Raw genomic sequence first — 25,086 nt, forward strand, 5'->3', positions numbered from 1 at the left:
ATTCTTTTTTCCCTGTTGCTGCACTCGTCGGGGTGCGGCTGGGGCTGCCTAATCAATGGCAGCTACGAACCATCCACGTCTTTCACTGCATTTCTATTATGCGAAACCAGCAATCCGCTCAGCTCCTCTTTGAACTCAGTCGCCCCGGACGGCGTGCCCATCGGCTCGGCGAGCCCGGTGTTCCAACCACCGATGCATTGTCGGGATTTGACGACCGTTTTCTGGCCAGCGATCCACCGCCTTTGCCAGAGCTTGCCGAGGGCGATGTCGTGCGGCACTTCGTTGGGCTGTCGACGCTCAACATGAGCGTCGATACCCATTTCTACCCGCTGGGTTCGTGTACGATGAAGTACAACCCGAAGCGGAACGAACGCATCGCGTCGTTGCCCGGCTTAGCTGACGTTCATCCGATGCAGGACCCCTCGCACCTGCAGGGACTGCTCGAGATGCTCTATGAGCTGCAGGAGATGTTCGCGGAAATCAGCGGGCTGCATGGCGTTTCGCTCCAACCCGCCGCGGGCGCCCACGGCGAGCTCACTGCCTTGCTGGTCGCCGAAGCTTACTTTCGCAGTATCGGCAGCAGCCGCAATATCGTCCTCACCGCCGACTCGGCCCATGGCACGAACCCCGCCAGCGCTCAGATGGCGGGTTTTCAAACCAAAACCGTCAAGAGCAACGCAGACGGCCTCGTCGATCTGGACGACCTCGCCGCCAAACTCGATGAGAATACTGCCGTATTCATGTTGACCAACCCCAACACACTAGGGTTATTCGATCGCAACATCGAGCAGATGAACAAAATGGTTCACGATGCGGGCGCGCTGATCTACCTCGACGGCGCGAACATGAACGCGATCTTGGGGATCAGTCGACCGGGCGATTTTGGCGCTGATCTGATGCACTACAACCCTCACAAAACTTTCTCCGGTCCACACGGTGGTGGTGGACCAGGTGCAGGTCCGATTTGTGTCCGCGATTTCCTGACCAAGTTTCTCCCCGCTCCCATCGTCACCCGCCGCGAGATTGAGACCGCCGAGGGGCAAACCGAGTGGTACTATGATCTCTCTGAGCCGACCGAGCATTCGATTGGACGCGTCCGTAGTTTCTTTGGCAACACCGGCGTTCTGGCGCGTGCCTACATCTATCTGCGCACCTATGGTGGCGATGGGATCAGGCGGGTCAGCGAAGACGCGGTGCTCAGCGCGAACTACCTGCTCAGCCAAGTCAAGCATTTCTTGGATGTACCCCACGGCGATCGCTGCATGCACGAATTTGTCGCCTCGGCCTCGCGGCTGAAGAAGGACAAGAAGATCTCGGCGATGGATCTGGCCAAGCGAATCCTCGATTATGGGTTCCATGCCCCCACGGTGTATTTCCCGTTGGTCGTCGATGAAGCCGTGATGGTCGAGCCTACTGAAACCGAGAGCAAGCAAACACTCGATGCGTTTGTCGAAGCCTTGTTCCGGATTACTGACGAATCCGGTGACACCGTCCATGAAGCGCCACACTCAACACGAATCAGTCGCCCGGATGACGTGGGGGCCGCCCGCCGCCCCGTGCTGCACTGGAGCCAACCTGAGACGCCCGACGACCAGTCGTGAGTAGCAGCGGTCGTCTCATCCCCTTTGCGTATCACGACGGCGCGACGAATATGGCAATCGACGAAGCGATTGTGTCCGCCGTCGCAGGCAACGCCGTGCCGCCCACACTGCGGTTCTATGGCTGGAGTCGTCCAACGCTGTCGTTGGGTTACTTTCAAGCTGCCGATGAAGCTGGAGACTGGGCGGGCGAACCTGTTGATCTCGTCCGCCGTTCGACGGGTGGCGGTGCGATCATGCACCACCGCGAACTCACCTATTCGCTCTCTCTGCCGCTGGCCGATACCGGACCGGGGGCGCGCCAAGCGGTCTATCGCAGCGTCCACGCCTGTGTGATCGATACTCTCAAAGGATTGGGCGTGACCGCCGCCGCGTACAGCGACGTTCCGGCGCGGGCTTTTCGTTCAGAAACGGTGATCCCATCGAAAGAGAGCCGCGCACCGTCGGATGGTTTGCTGCCGAGCCGAAAGCAGCCTCGAGAACCCTTTTTGTGTTTCCAGCGGCGTACCGACGAAGACCTCATCTGTAGCGGCTACAAGATTCTCGGCAGCGCCCAGCGCCGCGTGCGTGGCGGTGTGCTACAGCATGGCAGTTTGCTGCTGCAGGTTTCTTGCCATGCGGATGTTTTGCCCGGGGTAGCCGACTTAGCTGAGATCGAAATCGATCCGATTGCGATATCTCAATCGATCGCAGATGGGATCGCTGAGACGATGACTTTGGACTGGCAAAGTGGTGAATTGAGCGCAGCCGAACGCGATCACAGCGTCTCGATTCGCGCGAACCGTTATGCCGCCGCCGACTGGACGCGCCGCCGCTGATCGTCTCGGTGTGAGCCATCGATCGGTGCATCTGCAAACCGTTCGGTCTGTAGAAACCGAATCGACATCGCAATGGCGTCTGGATGCGATATCAATCGCTGGTGCGTTGTCGGCAGGACTGCATGATCGCGTTGGTTGACCAAGTGAGTCGATGGCTGAGCAACGACGAAATCCTTGGTAGCCGCAATCACACCGACGGGCATTTGCTCAAGGGGTGGCAGGCGGCGAACGTAGCTATCGGGTGACTCCGAGAGCTCGCAGAGCTGAGGGAACGAGGAAGCAAAGGGACCGAGGGGGATTCGAGTGAGGCGTGAGCCGCCGTTGGGGGGCGCCAACATCACGATGCGGCCGATCAATGCGGGCCAGCGAGTCTCCAGGCGAGATTGGAGAATGGCGGCTCGAGCGATCACGCTGCCCATGCTATGTGTGATCAAGTGAATGCGGCGATACTCGTTCGAACGGGCGACGGCGCTTAGATCGTCGCTGAGCCGAGCGGCATGACGCGTGATCGATCCCCTCAGGCTGGGGTAGGGCCAATGCTCGCTGTGATAGCCGGCTGATCGCAAACATCCATCCAATTGTCGCATGCTGTTTCTGCCGGCAAGTAGACCGGGCACGGTGACGACGATTTCCCGGGCAGGCGAACTCGGCGGCACGATAGAAAAGGAGGCAACCATTGCCTCCTTATCGGCGTAATAATCAGAATACTTTGCAAAATCGGTAGCGTCACAAGGAGCCTTCGCGACCGCCGCCTGGGCCTGGCTCGTTAAGCCGCGGCCTTGAATTGCGAGCGGCATGGAGATCCACGGAGCTGCCCGATCGGCAAGGCTACCCAGCATTTCGAGGTACTGCCCAAGCGGTTAGAATCGCTACACTCCGCGGAGCCTCGTTGGCGACAGCGGGTTACCGAGATGTTTATGCCCTTTTGTGTTTTGATTCGATATGCCAGAAACCACTGCATCCGCGACGACAGCGAACTCGGCCTCCTCGCCTCAGGAGGCCTGGGACGCGATGTCACTGCTGCAGCAACGGGCCGCCGTGTTTCGGGTCCAGGGGCTCCGTGAGACAGCGGAGGCTTTCGTGGTCGCCTTCGTGCTCGCACTGCTGTTCCGGACGTTTATTGCTGAAGCGTTCGTGATTCCCACGGGGTCGATGGCGCCAGCCTTGATGGGCGCCCATAAAGATGTGTTCTGTCCTGAATGCGGTCAAGAATTCCCGATCGGTGCGAGTCTCGAGAATCGAAGTGCGGCGATCGAGAACGTGGTCGTTGGCGGTGTCTGTCCGAACTGCCGACACGTCTACCCGCTCGACCTCGAGAACAATCCCGAAGATGCGACCTTCAGCGGTGACCGGATCCTCGTCAGTAAGTTTGCCTACGCCCTGAGCGATCCCGAACGATGGGATGTGATCGTCTTCAAAGTGCCGATCAATCCCAAGCAAAACTACATCAAACGCCTCGTCGGACTCCCCAACGAAACCTTGACCCTGATGCACGGTGACGTTTACGCATTACCGGGCACCCCCGGTGAGGACGCGGAGCCGATGGTGAGTCGCACTGGCGACCCGATCGGCGAAATTTTGCGTAAGCCGCCTGAAAAGCTGTTGGCGATGAAGAGCATGGTCTACGACAGCAACCATCAACCCAGCGCCTTGGTCGAAGCGGGGTACCCCGCTCGACTGCAGCCTTGGCGTCCAGGCGTTTCAAGTCCGCCGAGTGACTCGTGGACCGTCGAACGCTCTGCCGATGGATTGCTCGCTCGCGTCGAAGCCAGTGCCGAGACGCCACAGTGGCTGAGGTACTACCACCATTGGCCGACCTCTGAGCAATGGGACGATGCCGACAATAGTCTTTCGTTGGCCGGCGTGGATCCTTACCTAGGCAGACTGATCACCGATTTCTATGCCTACGATGCGTATCTGTTTGTCGATGCGGACCGGGTTTACGATATCAAGCCGTCGCCCAGCGGTGTGTCGCCGTTGCAACGATTGCTGGGGAACTCCCGAGGCGGAGGTGTTTTTCGTCCCAGCTATGATTCGGGCGGTAACTTGGATCAGTTTCGAAACCATTTGCAGTATGGCACGTCGGGCTATGCTGGCGACGGTGCCCATTGGGTTGGCGATCTCATCGTCGAGGCCGATGTGGAGACTGCGGCCGGCACTCAAGTTCTGACGATGGAGATTGTGGAAGCCGGTGTGCAGTACCGCTGCAATTTTGATTTGAAGACTGGCCAGGCGAGCTTGTCGATCAACGATGGCCAGCCCCGCAGTTTTGATGCTGTCGCGGGCTCTCAAAACCTCAATCCGATTGCGGAGACTGACGTACGGGCCGGCAGTCGGCACAAACTCCGTTTTAGTAACTGCGACGATGAGTTGGTGTTGTGGGTGGATGATGAGGTCGTTGCTTTTGAGACCCCGGCAACCTTTGACGTCTCGCAGTTCTTGAAGCCGGAACAAGTCCGCCCAGTCTACAACGGCCCGGGTGACCCGAGAGACGCATCGCCCGTCGGTATCGCTGTCCGAGGTGGTGAGGCAACCCTTCATCGCATGACCATCGACCGCGATAAGTACTACATCGCAACGCAGAACGGCAATCAGATGCTCGATTACGACATGTCGGCGATCAACGAGTTCGCGGATGCCACGGTACGTGTTGAGGAGATTCAAGCGGTCATGGCCGAGCCCAAGGTGTGGAAAGACTTTCCTGGATGGGCGAGTCGCCGGCGGGTTTCTTTTCCGATCGGAGAAGATCAGTTCTTTCCGATGGGTGATAATAGCCCGGAGAGCCTCGACGCGAGGTGTTGGGCAGGTACGAAGACGCGATATGGCCGGGACCGCAGCGTCGATCCAGACTCCTATCTCTTTGCCGATGCCGCCTTCGTTCCTCGGGATTTACTGGTGGGCAAGGCTCTGGCAATCTTTTGGCCCCACCCCTGGCCAACCCCTGTTCCCTTCACGCCCAATTTCGAGCGAATGCGGTTAATAAAATAGGCGGTGCCTGCGAGTCGAGATTGTGCTGGCGAGGGAGTTTTGCGATGGTGGGCAGTGTCCCTTCCCACTCCATCCTCCCTTGTGATGCCGGGCCGCTGCCATGTCCGCCGGATTCGATTCAGCTACGCTTCCTCATTCCGACCACGATGAATTCGTCGAACGCGAACCCATCCTCGAAGCGGTGGGGTTGCAGAAGACCTATGGTAGACGCCCCGTTGTCGATGGCGTCAACCTGAGCGTTGATGAAGCGGAGATCGTAGGCCTGCTCGGACCCAACGGTGCCGGTAAATCAACGAGTTTCCGGATGATTTGCGGGCTCGTCCAGCCTGACCGAGGCCGCGTTTATTTGGCGGGCCAGGACGTCACGGATTGGCCCATGTTCCGCCGTGCCCGTGATGGGAACATGGGGTATCTGCCCCAGGAGCCCAGCGTTTTTAAGAAACTCTCGGTCGAACAGAATATCTCGGCGTTGCTGGAACTACTCGGATTCGACCGCAAAAGGCGGAAAGAGCGAACCAACGAACTGCTCGAAGAATTCAATATCACGCACATTCGCAAAAGCCCCGCGGCGGGATTGAGCGGCGGCGAGCGGAGACGGCTCGAGATCGCACGCTGCCTCGTCTCCGATCCAAAAATTGTGATGCTCGATGAACCCTTTGCCGGGATTGACCCAGTAACGGTCCAGTCCATCCAAGGTGTGATCACGCAGCTGCGCGACTCGGGGATTAGCGTCCTGATCACTGACCATGCCGCCCGTGAGATTTTGACGACCGTCGACCGATGTTACGTGATCTATCAAGGCCAGGTGCTGATCGATGGCACGCCCGACGAGGTCAAACGACATCCCAAGGTACGCGAAGAATACCTCGGTGACCTCGATGCTGCCGCTGGCACCCAAAACCCACCGAGTGATCCCGGGTCATTTCAACGCATCGACCCAGCCCACGAATCGATCCGCGTCAAACCCGCCGCCCCCCGTCATCGCCCCCGCCGCGTTACCGACGTGTGATCGCTTTGACGATGCCTTGGCCGGGCTCCTCAACATGCCCTTGCCTAGACATCTGTCCGTTCCCTGCAAGCTTACGCTCGACCACCGGCTATTTTCTTAAGGAACGCGGGAGTAATAAGTGTCGTATTGGACGAAGCATCGAGCAGTCGAATACCCACAAGTATCCCGAAAGGGATGATAGACAATAGCCGTAGCGCCACCTAGGGACGTCGATTTAATTATTGCATAATTTGTAGGCAATTTCTCGGGGCCGAGCCACGTGTCCTGAGTCCCGAAAGGGACGGAAGCACTCTGCCGGGGACGCAAGTCCCCGGAATACAGGAGAACAACGAGCCAAAGTCCCGAAGGGACGACAGCCAAACCGAAATGGGCGTGCTATCTTGCCGCTGCTGTCGCCCCTACCGGGGCTGAGTCGGAAACTGCAGGCTGGACCGGGGACTGACGTCCCCGGCAGAGTGCTGCCGTCCCTATCGGGACTATACACAATGGCTGGCAAGCCCATGCCGACATGCAATGGACACGTCCGGTGGAAAAGCGTCAGTAATTGAATCGACGTCCCACGGTGGTTCGTTGACGATGGAGCGTCGACCCCGAAGTCGGTCGCAGACCTCGTCGTGAAAGATCTTCAACCCCATTCGGGGTTGGCGTTTGGCGATCTATCCGGTGGTGTTCGCTTACGCTCAAACCACCGGCTATTTTCTTCAACGCCTTCGGCGTAGGAATACTTGCGGTTAATCAACAGCTCGTCGCCTCGTCCACCACCCTAAAATCAAGGTGTACCAGACACCTAGCCATCTCCTAAATCAAGATCCCTGCATCCCGGCTGCTCATCACTTCCACCATCGTCGAGCAAACCCTGTCGATCAGATCGTCGGGGAGATTCAGCGGTGGCGTGACGTAGACGCAGTCACCAAAGGGGCGTAGCCACAGGCCCGCATCCACAAATCGAGTGCGAAGGTCTTCCACATCCGCCAGCGACTCGACTTGGATCACGCCGATCGCGCCGCGGCTGCGAACATCCACTACGCCGGGCAGTTCACGAGCGGGCGCCAGACCAGCTTGCAGTTTCGGCTCCATCCGCCGAGCTTGCTCGACCCGGGGTTCACGATCGAAGAGGTCGAGCGACGCGTTGGCAGCGGCACAAGCCAAGGGATTGGCCATGAACGTGGGGCCATGCATGAGCGCGTCTGCGGTTCGATCGGTCCAAAACGCATCGAAGACGCGGCTGTTTGCGACAGTGACGGCCATGGTCATCGTCCCAGCGGTCAGCGCCTTGCCGAGGCAGATAATGTCCGGCACCACATCACACGCTTCGACGGCAAACATCGTTCCCGTCCGGCCGAAACCTGTCGCGATCTCATCAGCGATCATGAGGACGTCATGCTCGTCACAGAGCCGGCGGATCCGTGTCACGGTCTCGGCATCGTGGAACCGCATTCCGCCAGCGCCCTGGACCAACGGTTCGACAAAGACCGCAGCTATGTTCTCTTTGTGTCGGGCTAGCAATTCATGACATGCCGCTTCGCTAGCGTCATCGACGGGCAGGACGCTGTGGTGCTGGGACAAGATCGCGTCGCCGTAATCGGCGTGCATGCTGCGGTCCGGGTCGCAGAGCGACATCGCACCGGTGGTGTCGCCGTGATACGCATGAGTGAAGGAAAGGAACCGCTGCCGCTGAGGCTGGCCGCGCCGCCGCCAATAACCGACCGCCATCTTCATCGCGACTTCGACCGCGACTGACCCGCTGTCGGCAAAGAAGACGTGATCGAGATCAGCCGGCAATATGGCTGCGAGCCGCGCGGCCAATCGCTCGGCAGGCTCATGCGTAATCCCGCCGAACATCACATGCGGCAGCCGCGACAACTGCTCCAAGGTGGACTCCACGACGTGCGGGTGAGCGTAGCCGTGGCAAACCGACCACCACGAGGCCATGCCATCGATTAGCTTGCGGCCGTCTGCAGTGGTGAGCTCAAAACCGTCAGCCGACACAATCTCCAGCGGCGATGGCGCCGTTTTCATTTGGCAGTACGGACGCCAGATACTTTGTCTCGAATTCGAGGAGTTCATGTTGTCTGCATCGACCGGATTTTCACGACGACGCCTTTAAACGCGGGTGTTTTACTGTGTGGGTCTGAATAACGGGAGACCAACACGTTGCTTTCTGGATAGTACATCAATGCATTGCCCGGCCGGATGTCTTCATAACCGCGAGCGAGAATGGAATCCATGTGCCCGGTCTCGTTCTCGACGCGCACTCGCTCATCGTGTTGGAGCCCGAGCCGTTGCAGGTCGTCGGGGTGCATCAAGATGATGTCCCGGCGGTCTTGGTTGCGGTACAAGTCCTCTTCTTCGTAAACGACCGTGTTGAATTGCCCTTCACTGCGCACCGTCATCAATCGCAACTCGTCGTCGGCGGTGCCCTTGAGTGGTGGCAGGTCGTGACAGTGCATCACGGCGCGGCCATCCTCGGTCCCAAAGGTGGGCTGATGAAGGATGCGGCCACCAATGTGGAACTCTTTCTTGGACTCGCCGATCGATTGGATTGCTTCATAACCCGGAACCACCTCACCAATCCATTGGCGGATCGTCTCGGTGTGCTGCATTTGCTCCCAATCGATCCCAGCGTCGTCGCCGAGCAGGCGTTGACCGAGGGTGGAGATGATCTCCACTTCGCTGCGTGGCCCCGGCAGACGGCGGGGGCCGCCATCACTGAGCCGAACGAAGTTGAACATGGACTCTTGGGTCGTCGGCTCGGGTTCTTCATCGCGGGCCAAGACCGGAAGGATAATCGTTTCTTGGGCCAAGCCGTGCACATGTCCCGTGTTCATCGTTGTGCTCAACATCACATTCAGGTCGAGCTTCGATAGGGCATCGGCAGCGAAATTCGCATCGGGGTTCGAACCATACAGGTTGCCGCCCAAACACAGGGCGGCTTTGACGCGTCCCTCTGCCGCTGCCTCCATGCAACCGAGCGTGTCGAGACCCGGGCTCAGCGGTAGCTTGATCTGGTACTTCGACTCGAGGGCATCGAAGATCTGCTGTTTCAGCTTGGGGGTCACCCCCACACTGCCGATCCCCTGGACGTTGGAGTGGCCGCGGATCGGCATCAGTCCCGCGCCCGGACGCCCAACCATCCCACGGCACATCGCGAGGTTCGCAATCGCCTGCACATTGTCGACGCCATGCGCGTGATGAGTAATGCCCATCGTCCAAGCGAACACAGTCCGCTCCGACGCAGCATAGATCTCAGCGATCGTTTCAATTTCTGCTCGCTCCACGCCCGACTTACTGACGATCTCGTCCCATTCCAATGAATCGACGCGTTCGAGAAAGGCTTCATCGTCGCGGCAGTGCTCCTTCAGAAAATCGAGTTGGATCTGATCTCGGCTGCGGAGCACCTTGGCAATCCCCCACAGCAGCGCCAAATCGCCACCGATGTGTGGCATTGTGTAGTGCGACGCGATCTTGGTGCCCGTCAGCAGCGAGAGCGGCGAGGAGGGGATGCGGAACTTGACCAAGCCGGTTTCGCGCACGGGGTTGATCACCACGACCTTGCCGCCGTGGCGACGCACATGCATCAGGCTGGTCATCAATCGCGGATGGTTGCTCGCGGGATTTCCGCCGATCAAGAACACCAGGTCGGCTTTTTCCAGGTCTTCGAGGTCGATCGTCGCCGTGCCACTGCCGACGCTGCTTTGCAATCCCACGCCACTGGCCTGGTGGCAGTAGTAACTGCAATTGTTGACGTTGTTGGTACCATAGATCCGAGCGATTAGCTGGAGCAGAAACCCGGCTTCGTTGCTACTGCGGCCGCTGAAGTACCAAAACGTTTCGTCGGGTGTGAGCGAGGCGAATTTGTCGGCAATGCTCGAAAAAGCTTCGTCCCAGGTAATCGTTTCGAAGTGCGAACTACCAGCTCGATATCGAACCGGATGCAGTAAACGCCCCAAGTACTCGAGTTGTCGTGGGGAGAGTTTCTGCAACTCCTCGACCGAGTGTTTTTTCCAGAACGTTGGGTCGATCCCCGGCTGCATGTCCGACGCCATGGCCTGCATGCTTTTCTTGCAGACTTCAGGAAACGATCCAGCCTCGTTAACCATCCCGCCCTGCTGGCCGCCCATACCGAGAGCGCAAGTTTTACACGTATTTCGAGTCCGCATGGCCTTGAAGAACTTCCAGTACCCACCCGCCTCTCGGCCTTTCTTGAAGGAGTAGAGAATAGCTCGGTAACCGCCGCCGCTGCGAACTTTCATTTTGGGGTCGCCTCTGGGATCTCGTGAAGACTGATCTAAGCAGTTTAACCGATCCCGGGCAAAACCGCAGTGCCAGACCTGCTGGCGTGATCTTTCAGCTTCGTACAGAAAACGCAGAGACGTTGAACAGAAGAGCGGATCTTCGGTGTCTCGTTCGGAAATCACCCCGGATAGTGCGGCAGCGCAGCGAAAGCGGTAAAATAGCGGAGCCAACTGCCGGGGTGGACGTGAAATTCCGCTCTGGTGCACCGCCGCAACATGCTAATCGACCAGTGAAACCGTCATCGTCTCGAGTTGCTGACCTGCGGGTTGGCACAACCGGGCATCGAGTCCCAGGCGTCGGGCTCGGTAGGCGGGGTGGCAGCCCTGCTAAAGCAACTCGAACGCTAGCGAGGGACGTTGCCCGCTACCCGACGCTAATTGCATGCTCAGACGAGCAAAGAACATCTAATTCATAGGCCAACGAAATGACTCACGTATCTACTTTTTCCACGCTGGTCCGCGAGACCCCAGCTCACCTGCGCCAAGTTCCACGGCCGCTAGCGGTCGCAGTTGTCTCAGTAGTGCTGACGGCATTGCTTTCCGCCGAAGAGCCACAATCTCCCGCGTCCGATGGATTCGTCCATCCTGGAATCGCCCACTCGCAAGCGGACCTCGATTCGATCCGTCAGAAAATAGACGACAGCGAGTCGCCGTGGATCGATGCTTGGAACACGACGAAACAATCGCGGTTCGCAAGTCTTCAGTGGGAGGCTGAACCGGTTGCCAACGTTCAGCGAGGTGCCAGCAATAACCCAGACGTCGGATCATCGGAGTTTAGCAACGATGCTGCTGCCGCATATACCCATGCACTCGTGTGGGCCATTGACCGCAACCCCGCACATGCTCGCAAGTCCGCCGAAATCCTAGATGCTTGGTCGGGAACTTTGCAATCGATTAGCAACCACGACGCCAGGTTGCTCGTGGGAATGGACGGCCAGGAATATCTCAATGCCGCCGAACTGCTTCGTCACACGTGGGACGGTTGGCCGAGACCGAATCAAGAAGCCTTCGAGAAAATGGTCCGCGATATCTGGTATCCGATCATTGAAGACTTTTATCCCTCCGCCAACGGAAATTGGGATGCATCGATGTTGCAAACAATGATTGCGATGGGCGTCTACTTAGACGATCGAGAGATGTTCGATCGTGCCGTCCAGTACTACCGAAACGGCAAAGGTAACGGAGCGATCGGTAACTACTTCAACGAGTTTGGCGAATGCCAGGAATCGGGACGAGATCAAGCCCATACGCAGATGGGGCTGGACTACTTGGCGACCACGTGTGAGACGGCATGGCACCAAGGCCTCGACCTCTATGGCGAGCTAGACAATCGTTTGTTGAAAGGGTTCGAGTACACCGCGAAATACAATCTGGGAATGGATGTTCCCTACGAGCCCTACCGCAGTTTCGAAGGTAGATACTTCTACAAAAAAATCTCCGACGATTCCCGCGGTCGGTTGCGTCCGATGTACGAGAAAGTCGTCAGTCACTATGTCCACCGCCAAGGACTCGACGCCAAGTATTCGCAGCAAGCGATGCTGAAGCTGCGTCAGAGAGCGATCGATTCAGATACACCGAACCGCGGTCGCGGTGATCGCGATTCCCGCCGGCGACGAAGGCGTCCCAGCGGCTCATTGCCCTGGGATACGCTGATGTACGCCACCCAAGCGAACGTGTCCGACTGAAGTTAACTCGCACGAGGCCGATCTACAGGGAATAGAACCTACGCCGGAAGGGTTCCATTCACGCGAGGACGTCTTTCACCACATGGCCGTGGACGTTGGTCAGTCTCCGTTCGATACCGTTGTGATAGTAGCTCAGGCGTTCATGATCGAGGCCCATCAAGTGCAACAGCGTGGCATTGAAATCGTACACGGTGGTTGGGTTCACGGTTGATTTGAATCCGAACTCATCGCTTTCACCATAACTGAAGCCCTTGTTCACGCCCGCGCCGGCGAGGAAGCAGGTAAACGCGTCCGGGTTGTGATCCCGGCCGGTTCCGTTGGCTTGCAGAAATGGCATGCGTCCGAATTCAGTGCACCACACCACCAGCGTGTGCTGTAGCATACCGCGTTGTTTGAGGTCGGCGATCAAGGCGGCGGTCGGTTGGTCCATGATCTCGGCCTGCATGGCGTGCGTTTTCTTGATGTCGCTGTGCGAATCCCAATTCGTAATGCCGTTACCACCCGACGGATCGCTGCCGTTGAAAAGCTGGACGACGCGCACGCCCTTTTCTAACAACCGGCGGGCGAGAATGCAGTTGTGTGCGTATGCCTTTTTCAACTCTGTCCCGCTATCGGTTCCGTAGCTGGCGTGGACGTGAGCGGGCTCGTTGGCGATATCCATCACGTCAGGAACGGACGTCTGCATTCGTCCAGCCAACTCATAGCTGGCGATGCGGGCGGCGAGGTCCGCGTCGCCCGGATAACGCTGCAGGTGTTCCGCGTTCAGTTTTTGCAAAAGCGATACGCTGGCGCGGTCCGAGTTCCTGGTGTACGCGTTCGGTCGTCCGAGATTGGCTGGCGGATTGGCGGCGGTGAAATCGGTACCCTGAAACGCAGCGGGAAGGAAACCGCTGCCAAAGTTGTTCTTACCGCTACGCGCCAAGCCACGCGGGTCGTTGATCGCGACGAACGCCGGCAACTCATCCGTTTCACAACCGAGCGCATAGGTTACCCAAGCGCCGAAGGATGGAAAACCTTCCATCGTGAAGCCGGTATTCATGAAGTTTTCGCCCTGTGGGTGAGCGCTGGTTTGTGTCGTCAACGAATGCATGAAGCAAAAGTCATCCACCATGCCGGCCAGGTTTGGTAGCAGATCCGAAACCATCTTGCCGGATTCGCCACGAGGTTTGAAATCCCAGAACGGTTTGGCAATGTTCCCCGTCGGACCTTCGAACGTCACTTGAGGGATGCCCGGTGGCTTCTGCCCATGCAGCTTATACAGAGCAGGTTTGTAGTCGAATGTGTCGACATGGCTGACCGCGCCAGGACAATAGATGACCAGCACCTGCTTGGCGGGCGTTTCGAAATGCGGCGCCCGAGGCGAATAGGGATTCTCGTCGTCAAATTGCGGACGGATCGGGCCGCCGGACGCATCGGAACCCAATAGCTGATCTTGAGCGAGGAGTTGGGACAGGGCGATCCCTCCCAGCGCCATGCCCGACTGGCCAAGGAAGCCACGGCGATTGAGAAGCGATCGTCCGACCGAGGAGATGTTTTCAGGGTTCATAGTCGTATTCCACGGAGCCGACGGTGCGAGCCGCGGGCGCGAGTTTAGTTCAATCAAGGCAGAAAGGCAAATTCATTAGTATTCACCAGCGTGCGACAGAGCAGTTCCAGTGATTCGGACTGGACAAATTCGACAGCAGCGTTGCGTTCGTCATCGGATGGTTCGCGAGTGAGTAGTAGCTGAAAACACCAGCCGACTTGCTCACGCAGGTTGTCGCCAGCCTTTTGGCGAGCCCGCTGCGCGATCAACCTGGCTTGCGTGACAATGAAATCGCTGTTCATCAAATTCAACGCTTGCAGAGGCGTGGTCGACACCGGACGCTTCGCCCGAATCTGGCCACAATCTGGAAAGTCAAATGCTGTGAACATGCGATCGTCGACGCGACGCATGCGTTCTTGATAGAGCATCCGTCGCCAAGTTTCCTCGCCATAGTTATCGACGACTTTCCATTGGGCGTAGCGTTTTTTCTCGTTGTGAATGCGGTAGCTGAGACCACCGAGTGAGTCGTCGAGCCGGCCGGATGCCAGCAGTACACTATCGCGAATGACCTCAGCCTCGACGCGGCGCGGTGGGAATCTCCATAGAAGCTGTGCAGTCGCATCTTTCTCCAACGCTGCTGCGTTGGGCTGACTGGACTGGCGAAAGGCTCGCGACATTACCATCGAACGGATCATCGCCTTCATTGAGTACTCCGAATCAATGAATCGCGCCGCCATCCAGTCGAGCAGCTCCGGATGGGTCGGCATTGCCCCCGCGCGACCAAAGTCACTGGGGGTCGCAACGATTCCGGAACCGAAAATATGATGCCACAGCCGATTGACCATCACCCGCGCGGTGAGCGGGTTTTCGGGATCCACTAACCATTTGGCAAAAGCAGCACGACGCTGTGGACCTGGGCCATCGAGAGGAATCCCCAGATCGCCATCGAAGCGGGCGGGAGCAGATGCGTAAACCCGATCATACGGGCTTTCCGGGCTGCCGCGTGCCAATACAAAGGTCTCAACGGGGTCGACGAATCGGGCAACGAACGCTGGCTGTGGTCCGTTGTCGATCAACTGTGAAATGACGTTGTTGATCTGAGTCTGAATCGCATTGTACTCTGTGTCTTCCATCGCCCGCCTCTTCATCCCAGCCGACGTGCAAAACGGTTTCCAAGCCTCTGCGCCAGCCTTCGATTCATCAGCAACTTCCAACTGAAAGTCGCCGTATTTGATCTTCATCAGGCCTTTGATGTAATCCGTTTCCAAGAAGTCCTCGCGATCCGAGCTCAGCCGAATGCGACTGATCGGCTCCGCTTTGGCGAAACCAAAATTCACCCATGGCCGCTCGGCCGAACCCTTGGGCGATGTCGCCTTGAATTCCTTTGCTCCATAGCTCTGGTTGACCAAGTTTTCGGCGGTCATGCCTTCATTCTTCGTCGCCGGATTCTCCTCGACCTGCAGCCCCAGCGATGGCAACGCGATATTGCGAACGCCGCGTGGTGCATCGGGGTCTTTCTGCAGAATTTCGACTTCGTCCATCAATACAAAACGGCCCAAGAAGGAGATCCGGAGCCGATCGACGCTGCGTTGGGGAAAATGAACTTCTTGGTAAGCCTTCCAGTCTTCCGTCCAGGCGTAACCACGAGCTAGCATCTCGCGACGCAGGTCGGCGAGCTTGCCCCGCAATTCTCTCTCGAGCTGCACTCGCGGATCATCGTCGGCACGCTCCGGATAACGGCTTCCGAATTCAACATCTTGGAAAACAGCCGTCAGCGAATAGTAGTCTTGGATCGACAACGGATCGAACTTGTGGTTGTGACAACGTGCACAGCCGATCGTCATGCCCATCATCGAGGCGCCGACGGTCTGCAAGACTTCATCCAAACGGTCCGCACGTGCCTGTCGCCGGGCCGATGGCTCCGAACCGACGGTCGCCGATGGGACGTGGGGGCCAGCCACCAGAAATCCGGTTGCCTGACCGATGTCCCACTTGTCACCGGCGAGCTGTTCGCGAATGAATTGATCGTACGGTTTGTCGTCATTGAATGCGCTGACGACGTAGTCGCGATACATCCAAGCGTTCTTGCGGTACAGGTTGCTTTCGCTGCCATTGGTTTCAGCCCACCGGATGACATCCAACCAATGCTGCGCCCACCGCTGGCCAAAGTGCGGCGACGCGAGCAACTCGTCGACTAGCGATTCGTAGGCCGCATCACCATCGTTCTCGAAATCCGTGATGAAGGCTCGTGTTCGCTCGGGCGTGGGAGCGAGGCCGGTCAATACGATCGCAGCCCGCCGGATCAATGAACGTGGATCCGCAGACGGGGAAAAATCGAGTCCGGCGTCCGCCAATCGCTGATGCAGAAATCCATCGATCGTGTCGTGATCAAATTCGCGTTTGCGTGGCAAGAAGGCCCAGTGTTCAATCTCTTCCTCGACGACATCGTCCATCTGCCCGGGCCACTGGGCGCCCTCCTGAATCCAACGGGTGATCAGTTCGATCTCCTCGGCAGGAATCTTATCCTCATCGGGCGGCATCGACATGCCTTCGTCAACATGATTGATGGCCTGCACCAAATAGCTTTTCTCCGGATGCCCAGGAACGACAGCAGCCAAACCAGAATCGCCACCACGGAGCATCATGCCCCGACGGTCTAAACGCAATCCTGATTCTTGCTCATCTTCGCCATGGCAATAGAGACAGTTGTTTTCGAGAATCGGGAGAACATCGTCTTCAAAGTTGATCTCATCACCGGGAAGCGGCGATGGGCAGAAAGCAAAAAGTACAAACGTCAAGGTTAAGAGAGATCGATTCATCGTGCCGCCTCCCAGCCAGCAGAATGTTGTGCAATGAGTTCACGGACCAATTCAGGCTGCTCGTCAGCGATGTTCTTGGTTTCGCTCGAATCGTTTTCGTGGTCGTACAACTCAACAAACAAGGGCTCGTCGTCCATGTTGCGACGGTCTTTCCACAGCACCAATCGATAGCGAGCCGTTCGCATCGTAAAACCGGTGAGGTGCTGCTCGAACAACTCCCGATCCCATGCCTCACCCTGCTGAGACTGAATACGTTCTTCGACTTTTCCGATCAAAGGACCGAACCAAGTTTCTCGCATCGCGGGTGAGAGCGGATTGGCTGCCCATTCACGTAGCGCCGGGTTGGGATACTGACTGAACGCAGCGGTCTTCCAGGGCTGATCGGGATCATTCAATAGCGGCACGAAACTCAGTCCTTCCAGGTGTTCGGGCAGAGGCTGGCCAGCCAACTCGCAAAGCGTTGGATAGATGTCGACCAGTTCGACCAGCGCGTCGGTCTGGGCACCGCGTGACTTCATGTCGGGAGTCCAGATCATCAGGGGAACCCGCGTCGCAATTTCGTAGTTGGTTGCTTTGCCCCACACGCCCATGTCGCCAAGATGCCAGCCATGATCGCTCCAAACAACGATGATCGTGTCATCTCGGACACCCGCATCTTCAAGGGCTCCGATCAACTTTCCGATCTGGGCGTCGACGTAGCTGGTGCTGGCCAAGTAGGCGTACTTCAGCTTTCGCGACAGGTCCGCCCCCAGCGGGCCGGACTTGGGGATTCCGGAGCGAGTGCGCAGTTCAAACGATGCGTGTAGGCCCATCGCAGCACCGCCTCGGGGGGCATCGGTCACCTCGGCCATTGGGATGTCAGCGGGATCGTATAGATCCCAGTACTTCGCGGGCGCGCACCAATTGAGATGCGGTAGCTTGTACCCCATCGCCAGAAAGAACGGCTTGCGATCGTTGCCCACCAATTCTTTCAACGTGGCGATTGCTAGTTGTGTGTTGTAGCCATCGACGTACGCCGTGTCGGCGACGTCAGCCTTTTCATAGGCCGGCCCACTGGCGAGGCCGCGTTTGGCCGCTTCACCATATTTGGCGATCATTGCGTGTCGATCGCTGTTTCGAATGCGTTGATTTTCCGCCAGCCGAAACGGACCAGATGGTTTCTGCACGCCGCGAATCGCCTCTACCGGTTCGCGACTCCACGATACGCCCTCGTCGGTATCGCCTTGATGGAAAACCTTTCCGCAGTAGACGGTTTCGTACCCGCCGGCCACAAAGTGTTGAGGCAAGGTGACGATGTCGGGCTGTAACTCACGCAGAGCAACGTAATTGTGGAACAATCCCGTCGTCTCCGGTCGCGCGCCAGTCATCAAGCTAGCACGCGACGGCCGACAGATCGCTTGTTGACAGTAAGCCCGATTGAACAACAATCCGTCCGATGCCAACGCGTCGAGATTCGGCGTCACGGCGATCGGCGAACCGTAGCATCCCAGTTCAGGACGCAGGTCGTCGATGGCAATGAACAGTACGTTGGGGCGGTCATCCGCATGCGCGAGAACGCTCAAGCACGTCAAAGCCATCAGGGTTGCAAAACGCATGTTCCTCATTCCTCTATTCTCTGTTGTTGTACCAAAGTTCACGTCCCAAACCGGATGCCATCCCCTCACCAGTGAAATCAATCTCAGTGAAGTTCGATGCCACCTTTGCTTCATCTCATGGCCAACCGTTGGCAGCCCATTTCTCTTTTCCTTCGCGATGTACTGAGCCTTCGTCCAATCGACACGAGTGGTCGCCTTGTTCTCAGGGGCATCGTTGGTCGCGATATCACCCCGCCGCCACACGCGCACGCAATCGACGGACATGTGAGTTTCGAAGCAGGTATGAACAAATTGTTCAGTATATTAGCCGGTGGGCGCTAGCCCCGGTTCCATTGACGCTTCGCGTTTAACGCGAGAAAACCGGGGCTAGCGCCCACCGGCTAATTGAGTTACACCGAAAGAATTACCCATACCTGCTTAGTAACCAAGAGGTTTTCCTTTTTCGTAGAGAGACTGGATCTCCTCTTCGCTGAGCGCGGCATTGTAGATCACGAGTTCGTCGATCGTTCCATTCAGGTTGCGTACCGAGAACCACGGTGTCTTGCGGAAAGGTTGTCCCCAATTCCCAATCTCGGCCGGGCCGATCCGAAGGCGATCGACGAAGAACTTTTCCTGGATCGGTTCGCTGCTGACCTGCTGGCCGTTGACGTACTGCGTCACCCGACGCTCCGCCGGATCGTAAACGGCGGACAGATGAAACCATCGGCCACTCTGAGCGATGTCCCAGATGGGTTCGGTGTAGTAGACGCGATGCAAGCCCGCGGAACTGACGATCGTGCCATCGCGATCGCTGAAGTGTTTCCGTTTCTGGGTGTCGTCCACCATGACAGAGAACATCATCACCCCGTCATCGCGAATCTGCCAGTGAAGTTCGCCATTCTCGTATCCATCGCTCATGAACAAGGCGTTGTAAACCTGATCGAGGCTGTCGATGCGAACCCATGTGGCGAACGTAAACGCCTCGAACTCTCCTTCGATTCGCGTGCGCGCCCGAGCGCCGACTCGGTCAAACTCGAGACCACTGGACAGCGGACCGAATCGTCCGACCGTCCGATCAACAGGACCGATCAAGGCCGCATCCTGATCTTTACCAGTCGACGCGGAATCGGGAATCGTTCGGCTCGACGGCATATCAGCGATTCGGTAGTGAGCAATCAAACGTTCATCTTGCTCACGACTTTTCGAGAACGACTGCCACTGGGCAAACCGCTCAGCCAGGGCCGCCTCCCGGCGGCGTTCGACGTCCGCCACGCTACTGACGGCATTGCGCTGGGATGTGGCTGCCAGGGACTTGGTTTCGAGACCCCCCAACCAACTTTGCTGACCCGTCACCAGATGAACGCCGTCGTGTCTGCCGCCTCGCAGGGCGACCTCGCCTTCGATCACGTCAACAAACGCACCTTCGGAATCGACGTCCAGCGCAAACTCGGTACCGAGATCAACGACCTCAGCGTCCGCCGTTTCAATGACAAATCCTCGAGCCGCCGGTGGCACGCTGGCGCGCAAACGCCCCGAATCGACCCTCACGCCCCAGTCCGATTGGACGACCAGGGATGCAGGACCCTCCACGGTGAGCGTCGCCCCGCAAAAGAAATCAATCTCAGCGATTCCTGATTCAATTTTCAACCGCCCAGCCGGCAGGATATCGCCGCTGCGAAACCCGGGCTCTCCCTCGGTCCACCGGAGAGACAGCGAGCGACGCAAGATAGCATGCCCTTCCAAGGTCGTCTCCGGCTCGAAGGCAACGGTCGACAACTCACCCAATCGCAGTTCTCTACGATCCGCACCGGCAAAGTAACCAGCCAAGCCTACCGCTACCAATAACGACGCTGCGGTTGCCAGTACCGCAAATTGTGATCCCCGCGACGCATTCAACAGACCCATCCACCAAGTCAGCCCTGCCGGCGAATTTTGCGAGGCGGACGAGAGTGATTCATCGTCGATCGATTCGGCATAAACATCGCCCGGGTAAATCGCGCACAAAGCCTCATGGTTGTCGAGTAATTCGTGGTAGCGAGTGAGCGCCCGCGGCGAAGTTTTCAAAAGCCGATTGAGTTCCGCTTTCTGCGTGTCGGTTAGTGTGCCATCGAGCATCACGTCGACAAGAACTCCGACGTCTTCGTGAGATTCGACATTCATGTTGAGTTCTCCAGTTTCATCCGCACGCACTCGCCTAATTGTCGACGAACGCGAGACAACTGCATTGCAATGGCATCGACTGACTTCGACATGTTTTCAGCGATTCGGGCGACCGGCTTGCCATCTCGATATCGCTGTTGGATTAACTCCCGGTCCCGACTTCGGAGAGTTTCCAAACACTGACGCAGCAGGGGAACTCGATCGTCCACGGACTCGGCCTCGTCGTCCACAGAGCGATCGACCAATGCACTGACCTCGTCGGTGAACACCAACCGCTCGGAACCGTCCGATTTCCGCCACGCCAGAACCTGAAACTTGGCAATTGTGAATGCCCAAGCAGCGAAGCTGGAGCCTCGCGCGAACTGATCTGCTTTTCGACAGAGCACCAAGTTGGTTCGCTGAAGCACCTCGAGTGTTTGCTCACGATCGGCCAACCGTTTCAGGATGAAACCGTACAGACGTGGCTGCATCGTGGCGATTTCAACCGCGAGATCGTCGTGCGGGAGCGGCGGCTGTGGAACTTCGGAATCGTACATTGCTTAGTGAATAGTCGATATCTGCAGAAGATAACACGAAAATCAGAATTTTATTGTTAAAATCGGACCATGGCCTTTCCCTGCATTGAAATGTAGAACTGCATCGCCTGGATCGATCAAAATCCCCCGTTGTCAATCAAAATGTCCCCTTCCACTTGTCTTGCTCCTTTTCCTTTTCCTTTTTCTTGCTCCGGTGATAACGCCACGCTCGAATCGGAGACGTCTGCATGGGCTTGCGATATCAACAAAACACAGCGTGGCGTCTTTTCCAGGCATGGGCTCCTGCGTCCAGTAACTTTGCATTTCAGGGACGACACCGATGCATTTGTAGATGCCGGAAAAAACGGGGTTCATCCGACGGAAGCGTGCGCCGAGCACAGCGGAAGGTTTTCTGAGGCATGGCTCTCGTATCCAATGATCGTTCAAAAATGTGTCCCAGACGAACAAACGCTCGCCAGGGACCGACAACACCAATGGCGTACCGCTTTTGCAGGGAAACGCTGGCGACCGAGATATCCCTTGCCAAGTCGCACCTCTGCAGAGCTCGGCTCCGCTTCTCCCGGCAGTGCCAGTCTAACATTGATAATCACATCCCACAGATAAATCCTTGGATACGGGAGCCATGCCTTGAAAACCTCGGGCGCACGCTTCCGTCGGATGAGCCCGCCTTTCTTGCTGCTCTCGCGGTGAGTGTCGGATTATCGCAAGCCGATGGGGAGACTGGCTAGGATAGCTAACAACGGGAACGCCTTTGGCCGGGGCGGTCTCTGCCCCTCAGCCAACGTCTGCACGTTCCTTTCATGTTTTTTGGCTGGTAAAATCCTTGCAGTACTTGTCATTCGCCGTTTCGTAGAAAGCAACGGCGAATGACAAACGCGCAGAGCACGCAGATCGATCGCCTCGTTGGCTCGTTAGGGCGATTCGGGCAACGTGTAGGGCCGGTTCCACCGGCCATCCCCTGGGTGTGCATCGACATAAGAGCGACCGGGCGGCTCTGCGGTATTGGCCCCGTGAGTGAGTCGATAATCCGGCGCATACGGCCGGTGGAACCGGCTCTACTGCTCCGTTCATATTTTTTGGCTGGTGAAGTGCTCGGAGTACTTGTCATTTGCCGTATCGTAGAAAGCAACGGCGAATGACAAACGCGCAGAGCACGCAGGTCGATCGGCTCGTTGGCTCGTTTGGCCAATTCGAGCAGCGTGTAGGGCCGGTTCCACCGGCCGTCCCCTGGGTGCGCATCGACAGAAGAGCGATCGCGCGGCTCGGCGATATCTGCCGTTGAGTGGGACAACGAACTGGCGCATATGGCCGGTGGAACCGGCCCTACGTTACTTGCTGGCGATCGCGGGTTCGCTCCCAGTCCTGAGTGTTCTTGCGGGTTCGATTGGAGTATTGAGTCAAGTCGTCAAGCCGATCCTTGGCTCCGGTGTACTCGCTCGATTCAGGCGTTTCCGCCATGGCGGCGCGAACTGGGTTGAGATCAACGTAGGCCGCACACGCCAACAAACGGCTCATCCGTTGGATGAACCGTTTTTCTTAGTAGCAGAAAGACTTCCAAACTCGGAGGCTGGCAACAGAACCTCGATGTCCCGCTACAGTGCTTCGTCGTTATGAAACGTCGTGGAGTGCTTTTTGGCAAACATCTATTTCTGCCGGCCCATCTTCGATACATCGAGCGGCTCGATACCGAGTTTTAACGCAGGACTGCCTGTTCGGAAGCTGAAGTCGCCAGCAGCTGGATCGGCAAACAGGGGATCGCCGAAAAGACTTGATTTCTCTTTGCCAAGCTCACGCATTTTTCTCAGTTTCTCGTCCATCCAGTGCGAATCTGTGGGATGAAAATAGAGATTGGAATCCATGTCGAGTTGCTTGAGGTCTGGACCTCGATCTCCAGGTTTTCGATTACCTTTGGGTCTCGCGGCATAGGCATTCCCACCTTCCGGATGAGAAATGATGATGTTGTGACGGACCTTTGATCCTGTCACGGGGACCCATTCAAAACTCAGGTAGCCCCATTTCGGGACAGCGACGGGCGCGACGATAAAATTGTTGATGATGTCATTCACGCCTTTGGAGGCTATTCCCGCAGAAAACCCACGGTTCTTGTAGAGAACGTTTCCATAGATGAGCGTGTCATGCTGATCATCGTCGCATCGGATCGCGGCCGGGAGAGAATGAGCCTGATTGTCGTGAAGGAAATTGTAACGCACCATATTGCCCGTACCCGCTCCGGAGACATAGATACCGTTGCCGTCGGACAGCAACTGCACTGCATGACTGATATCGTTGTATTCCAGCAGGTTGTGCCGCGAGTGAAGATACTTCTCACGATTCTGCCATGCCTCATAGCCCGTCCGCGCTTCCTTCGTTTCTGGCGCAATCTCATCGCGGCGTATCGTCCTGGCTCCCTCACCCGTTAGGCTGCCTCGGTTCCTGTACGGGTTGACTCTCGTGGTGATCAGCACCGCCGCATAGCCACTATCGTGAATATCGTTGTGCGAAATCCGATTGTGCCCACTCTGCCAAGCCCAGACCCCGGGAGAGTGCCAGGTGATCTCACTAAAGTGATGAATGTGATTATTGACGATGTCATTGTGATGGTTGACATCTTTGGTGCCGGGGCCGTAGCCTGCCAGCAGGATCCCGGCCTCGCCGAGGTGCGAGAATTCACAGTCTTCGATTCGAATGTGCTGGGCATGAAGGTCCATGCGCAGCCCACTGCCGCCGGAATCGAGAAAGCGACAGCCCGTGACGCTGCACTCTTCGGCTCCGCGGAAACGGAGCGTCGCGGTGGACTTGTCGAACATATCCCAGTCGTGTTGCATCCCCCAGCCAACACGTGCCTCATCGCTTGTCCAGGCCAATCGATCCGCATGGGTAAGGGTCAGCCCAGAGAATGCGATACCTCGAACGGGAGTATCCATTGGAGCGTCGTAGTCGATCGTTCCTTCGACGCGAATCAGTTCGCTGGTACTTGGCGCCAAGATTCCTTGGGGTGCCCCATTCGAATCCGGATGGGAAGGCCATAGATAAACTTTCCGAGTCTTTGTGTTCACGACCCATTCACCGGGTTCGTCCAGCGCTTCCAAGACATTCTCAACCCATACGTTCGCCCCCGACGGATTGTGAACCCAACCCGGCAAAGCGCTCATGGCATAGGTCGCCGACACTCGCGTTTTCGCAACTCCCGAAGCTTCATCGACTGAGGCCAGTGGCAGCATGTTGATCACCCAAGGCCGAAAAGGCCGCACCTGGATCTCGACGTCTTCCATGTTTTCCCAGGACTTCAAGGCGTCTTCTGGAAAGTGGAGCGTTTGCTGATCTCCCGGCTTGGTCACCGCAAAGCCAGCATCCCGGGCACGGCTGAGTCGTCCATGGGCATCAAATAGACAGTGAAACCTCCCCAGTTCTGTAGGCAGATCGGCCACCCAAACTTTACCCACCGCGCCGCCAGGCAGTTCAGACGGTGGAGGTTCCAGGCGTTTCCAGCCGGTTACTGGCACGCCCGCACTGACAACGGGCTGTTCCCCTGGGTAGGCTGCGAATGTTAGATAGGCGGGCCGTGTCACTTGACCGGCACCGTGTTTTTCCAGACGTCCCGTCGTGGTGTTGGGATTCCCGTCCTGCATCCCGAGCACCAGAGTCTCGTCGAGTTGATGGCGTCCTTCACGCAGGTAGATGACGACGGGATCAACGTTGCCTGCTGCACGCATGGCCCGCACGGCAGTCACCGCATCCGGAATGGATTCGTATGGGCTCTCGATACTACCATCGGCCTGAGCATGGCCATCGACGGATACAAAGATGTCTGTAGCGAAACTCTCTCGATGGACAACCAAGGTTACAGTCACTATTAGCAACCAGGGAAGGATCGCTCGAGATAGAACCAACGTCTGGTGAATTTTCATCTCGTTCTCGTTTTCGAATTCTGAGCAGATCGTTTGCCAACACGGGAACCTCGATGGCTCGGTACAGTGAGTCGCAGATTATATCATCGCTCTTACGCACCTGCATGTTCCGGCTGCCATCAGGCAAATTCAGACATGCGATCACGTGAACGGGCTGATCCGAAGGACGTG

The 25,086-nt window shown here is 57.4% G+C and carries 15 protein-coding genes; 5 read left to right on the forward strand and 10 right to left on the reverse strand.

The window, feature by feature from the left end; translation table 11 throughout:
• Nucleotides 1-98: 98 nt before the first annotated feature.
• Both gcvPB and CA85_RS01485 read left to right on the forward strand, forming a co-directional pair.
• On the forward strand, nucleotides 99-1,601 hold the full coding sequence (gene gcvPB, locus CA85_RS01480; protein WP_146389510.1) for an aminomethyl-transferring glycine dehydrogenase subunit GcvPB: 1,503 nt from the start codon (nucleotides 99-101) through the stop codon (nucleotides 1,599-1,601).
• A complete protein-coding gene (locus tag CA85_RS01485; protein ID WP_391564836.1) occupies nucleotides 1,598-2,416 on the forward strand; it encodes a lipoate--protein ligase family protein in 819 nt (272 codons plus the stop codon). Before gcvPB ends, CA85_RS01485 begins: the two co-directional genes overlap by 4 nt.
• On the opposite strand, the gene CA85_RS01490 is transcribed toward CA85_RS01485, so the two are convergent.
• The gene (locus tag CA85_RS01490; protein WP_186774683.1) at nucleotides 2,383-3,213 is read right to left on the reverse strand and encodes an alpha/beta hydrolase; all 831 of its coding nucleotides are present in this window, start codon (nucleotides 3,211-3,213) and stop codon (nucleotides 2,383-2,385) included. The genes CA85_RS01485 and CA85_RS01490 overlap by 34 nt on opposite strands.
• Before the next feature lie 145 nt (nucleotides 3,214-3,358).
• Between CA85_RS01490 and lepB the strand changes: the two genes are divergently transcribed.
• Nucleotides 3,359-5,404, forward strand: coding sequence for a signal peptidase I (gene lepB, locus CA85_RS01495; protein ID WP_146389515.1), 2,046 nt, complete (start codon nucleotides 3,359-3,361; stop codon nucleotides 5,402-5,404).
• A 100-nt stretch (nucleotides 5,405-5,504) separates the two neighbouring features.
• Nucleotides 5,505-6,413 (forward strand): LPS export ABC transporter ATP-binding protein, encoded by a 909-nt coding sequence (gene lptB, locus CA85_RS01500; protein WP_146389518.1) that lies wholly within the window; start codon nucleotides 5,505-5,507, stop codon nucleotides 6,411-6,413.
• Between the two features lie 798 nt (nucleotides 6,414-7,211).
• Here the strand turns inward: lptB and CA85_RS01505 are convergent.
• Nucleotides 7,212-8,480, reverse strand: a complete 1,269-nt coding sequence (locus CA85_RS01505; protein WP_146389520.1) for an adenosylmethionine--8-amino-7-oxononanoate transaminase — start codon at nucleotides 8,478-8,480, stop codon at nucleotides 7,212-7,214.
• Entirely contained in the window at nucleotides 8,477-10,666 is a 2,190-nt protein-coding gene (locus CA85_RS01510) for an FdhF/YdeP family oxidoreductase (RefSeq protein WP_146389522.1), read from the reverse strand. The genes CA85_RS01505 and CA85_RS01510 overlap by 4 nt, the downstream gene beginning before the upstream one ends.
• A 467-nt stretch (nucleotides 10,667-11,133) precedes the next feature.
• On the opposite strand from CA85_RS01510, the gene CA85_RS01515 reads away from it, so the two are divergent.
• Complete coding sequence (locus CA85_RS01515; RefSeq protein WP_146389524.1) at nucleotides 11,134-12,393, forward strand: alginate lyase family protein; 1,260 nt, start codon at nucleotides 11,134-11,136, stop codon at nucleotides 12,391-12,393.
• Between the two features lie 58 nt (nucleotides 12,394-12,451).
• Here the strand turns inward: CA85_RS01515 and CA85_RS01520 are convergent, their stop codons facing one another.
• From CA85_RS01520 to CA85_RS01550, 7 genes are all read right to left on the reverse strand, one after another.
• Entirely contained in the window at nucleotides 12,452-13,939 is a 1,488-nt protein-coding gene (locus tag CA85_RS01520; protein WP_146389526.1) for a DUF1501 domain-containing protein, read from the reverse strand.
• A 53-nt stretch (nucleotides 13,940-13,992) separates the two neighbouring features.
• Complete coding sequence (locus CA85_RS01525) at nucleotides 13,993-16,737, reverse strand: PSD1 and planctomycete cytochrome C domain-containing protein (RefSeq protein WP_146389528.1); 2,745 nt, start codon at nucleotides 16,735-16,737, stop codon at nucleotides 13,993-13,995.
• The gene (locus CA85_RS01530) at nucleotides 16,734-18,332 is read right to left on the reverse strand and encodes a sulfatase (protein ID WP_246112399.1); all 1,599 of its coding nucleotides are present in this window, start codon (nucleotides 18,330-18,332) and stop codon (nucleotides 16,734-16,736) included. The genes CA85_RS01525 and CA85_RS01530 overlap by 4 nt, the downstream gene beginning before the upstream one ends.
• A 417-nt stretch (nucleotides 18,333-18,749) precedes the next feature.
• Entirely contained in the window at nucleotides 18,750-20,471 is a 1,722-nt protein-coding gene (locus tag CA85_RS01535) for a LamG-like jellyroll fold domain-containing protein (RefSeq protein ID WP_146389529.1), read from the reverse strand.
• Nucleotides 20,468-21,007: a sigma-70 family RNA polymerase sigma factor gene (locus tag CA85_RS01540; RefSeq protein WP_146389530.1), complete on the reverse strand. Its 540-nt coding sequence runs from the start codon at nucleotides 21,005-21,007 to the stop codon at nucleotides 20,468-20,470. The genes CA85_RS01535 and CA85_RS01540 overlap by 4 nt, the downstream gene beginning before the upstream one ends.
• A 1,323-nt stretch (nucleotides 21,008-22,330) precedes the next feature.
• Entirely contained in the window at nucleotides 22,331-22,522 is a 192-nt protein-coding gene (locus CA85_RS01545; protein WP_146389531.1) for a hypothetical protein, read from the reverse strand.
• Between the two features lie 128 nt (nucleotides 22,523-22,650).
• Nucleotides 22,651-24,915: a right-handed parallel beta-helix repeat-containing protein gene (locus CA85_RS01550; protein ID WP_246112400.1), complete on the reverse strand. Its 2,265-nt coding sequence runs from the start codon at nucleotides 24,913-24,915 to the stop codon at nucleotides 22,651-22,653.
• Between the last annotated feature and the right edge of the window lie 171 nt (nucleotides 24,916-25,086).

The organism is Allorhodopirellula solitaria (genome assembly GCF_007859855.1).
Classification (GTDB): domain Bacteria; phylum Planctomycetota; class Planctomycetia; order Pirellulales; family Pirellulaceae; genus Rhodopirellula; species Rhodopirellula solitaria.

Excerpts from the sequence above, each read along its gene's own strand:
- gcvPB (WP_146389510.1), top strand. The coding sequence starts at position 99 with ATGCGAAACCAGCAATCCGCTCAGCTCCTCTTTGAACTCAGTCGCCCC.
- CA85_RS01490 (WP_186774683.1), bottom strand. The coding sequence starts at position 3,213 with ATGCCGCTCGCAATTCAAGGCCGCGGCTTAACGAGCCAGGCCCAGGCG.
- lepB (WP_146389515.1), top strand. The coding sequence starts at position 3,359 with ATGCCAGAAACCACTGCATCCGCGACGACAGCGAACTCGGCCTCCTCG.
- lptB (WP_146389518.1), top strand. The coding sequence starts at position 5,505 with ATGTCCGCCGGATTCGATTCAGCTACGCTTCCTCATTCCGACCACGAT.
- CA85_RS01505 (WP_146389520.1), bottom strand. The coding sequence starts at position 8,480 with ATGAACTCCTCGAATTCGAGACAAAGTATCTGGCGTCCGTACTGCCAA.
- CA85_RS01510 (WP_146389522.1), bottom strand. The coding sequence starts at position 10,666 with ATGAAAGTTCGCAGCGGCGGCGGTTACCGAGCTATTCTCTACTCCTTC.
- CA85_RS01515 (WP_146389524.1), top strand. The coding sequence starts at position 11,134 with ATGACTCACGTATCTACTTTTTCCACGCTGGTCCGCGAGACCCCAGCT.
- CA85_RS01520 (WP_146389526.1), bottom strand. The coding sequence starts at position 13,939 with ATGAACCCTGAAAACATCTCCTCGGTCGGACGATCGCTTCTCAATCGC.
- CA85_RS01525 (WP_146389528.1), bottom strand. The coding sequence starts at position 16,737 with ATGAATCGATCTCTCTTAACCTTGACGTTTGTACTTTTTGCTTTCTGC.
- CA85_RS01530 (WP_246112399.1), bottom strand. The coding sequence starts at position 18,332 with ATGCGTTTTGCAACCCTGATGGCTTTGACGTGCTTGAGCGTTCTCGCG.
- CA85_RS01535 (WP_146389529.1), bottom strand. The coding sequence starts at position 20,471 with ATGAATGTCGAATCTCACGAAGACGTCGGAGTTCTTGTCGACGTGATG.
- CA85_RS01540 (WP_146389530.1), bottom strand. The coding sequence starts at position 21,007 with ATGTACGATTCCGAAGTTCCACAGCCGCCGCTCCCGCACGACGATCTC.
- CA85_RS01545 (WP_146389531.1), bottom strand. The coding sequence starts at position 22,522 with ATGAGCCGTTTGTTGGCGTGTGCGGCCTACGTTGATCTCAACCCAGTT.
- CA85_RS01550 (WP_246112400.1), bottom strand. The coding sequence starts at position 24,915 with ATGAAAATTCACCAGACGTTGGTTCTATCTCGAGCGATCCTTCCCTGG.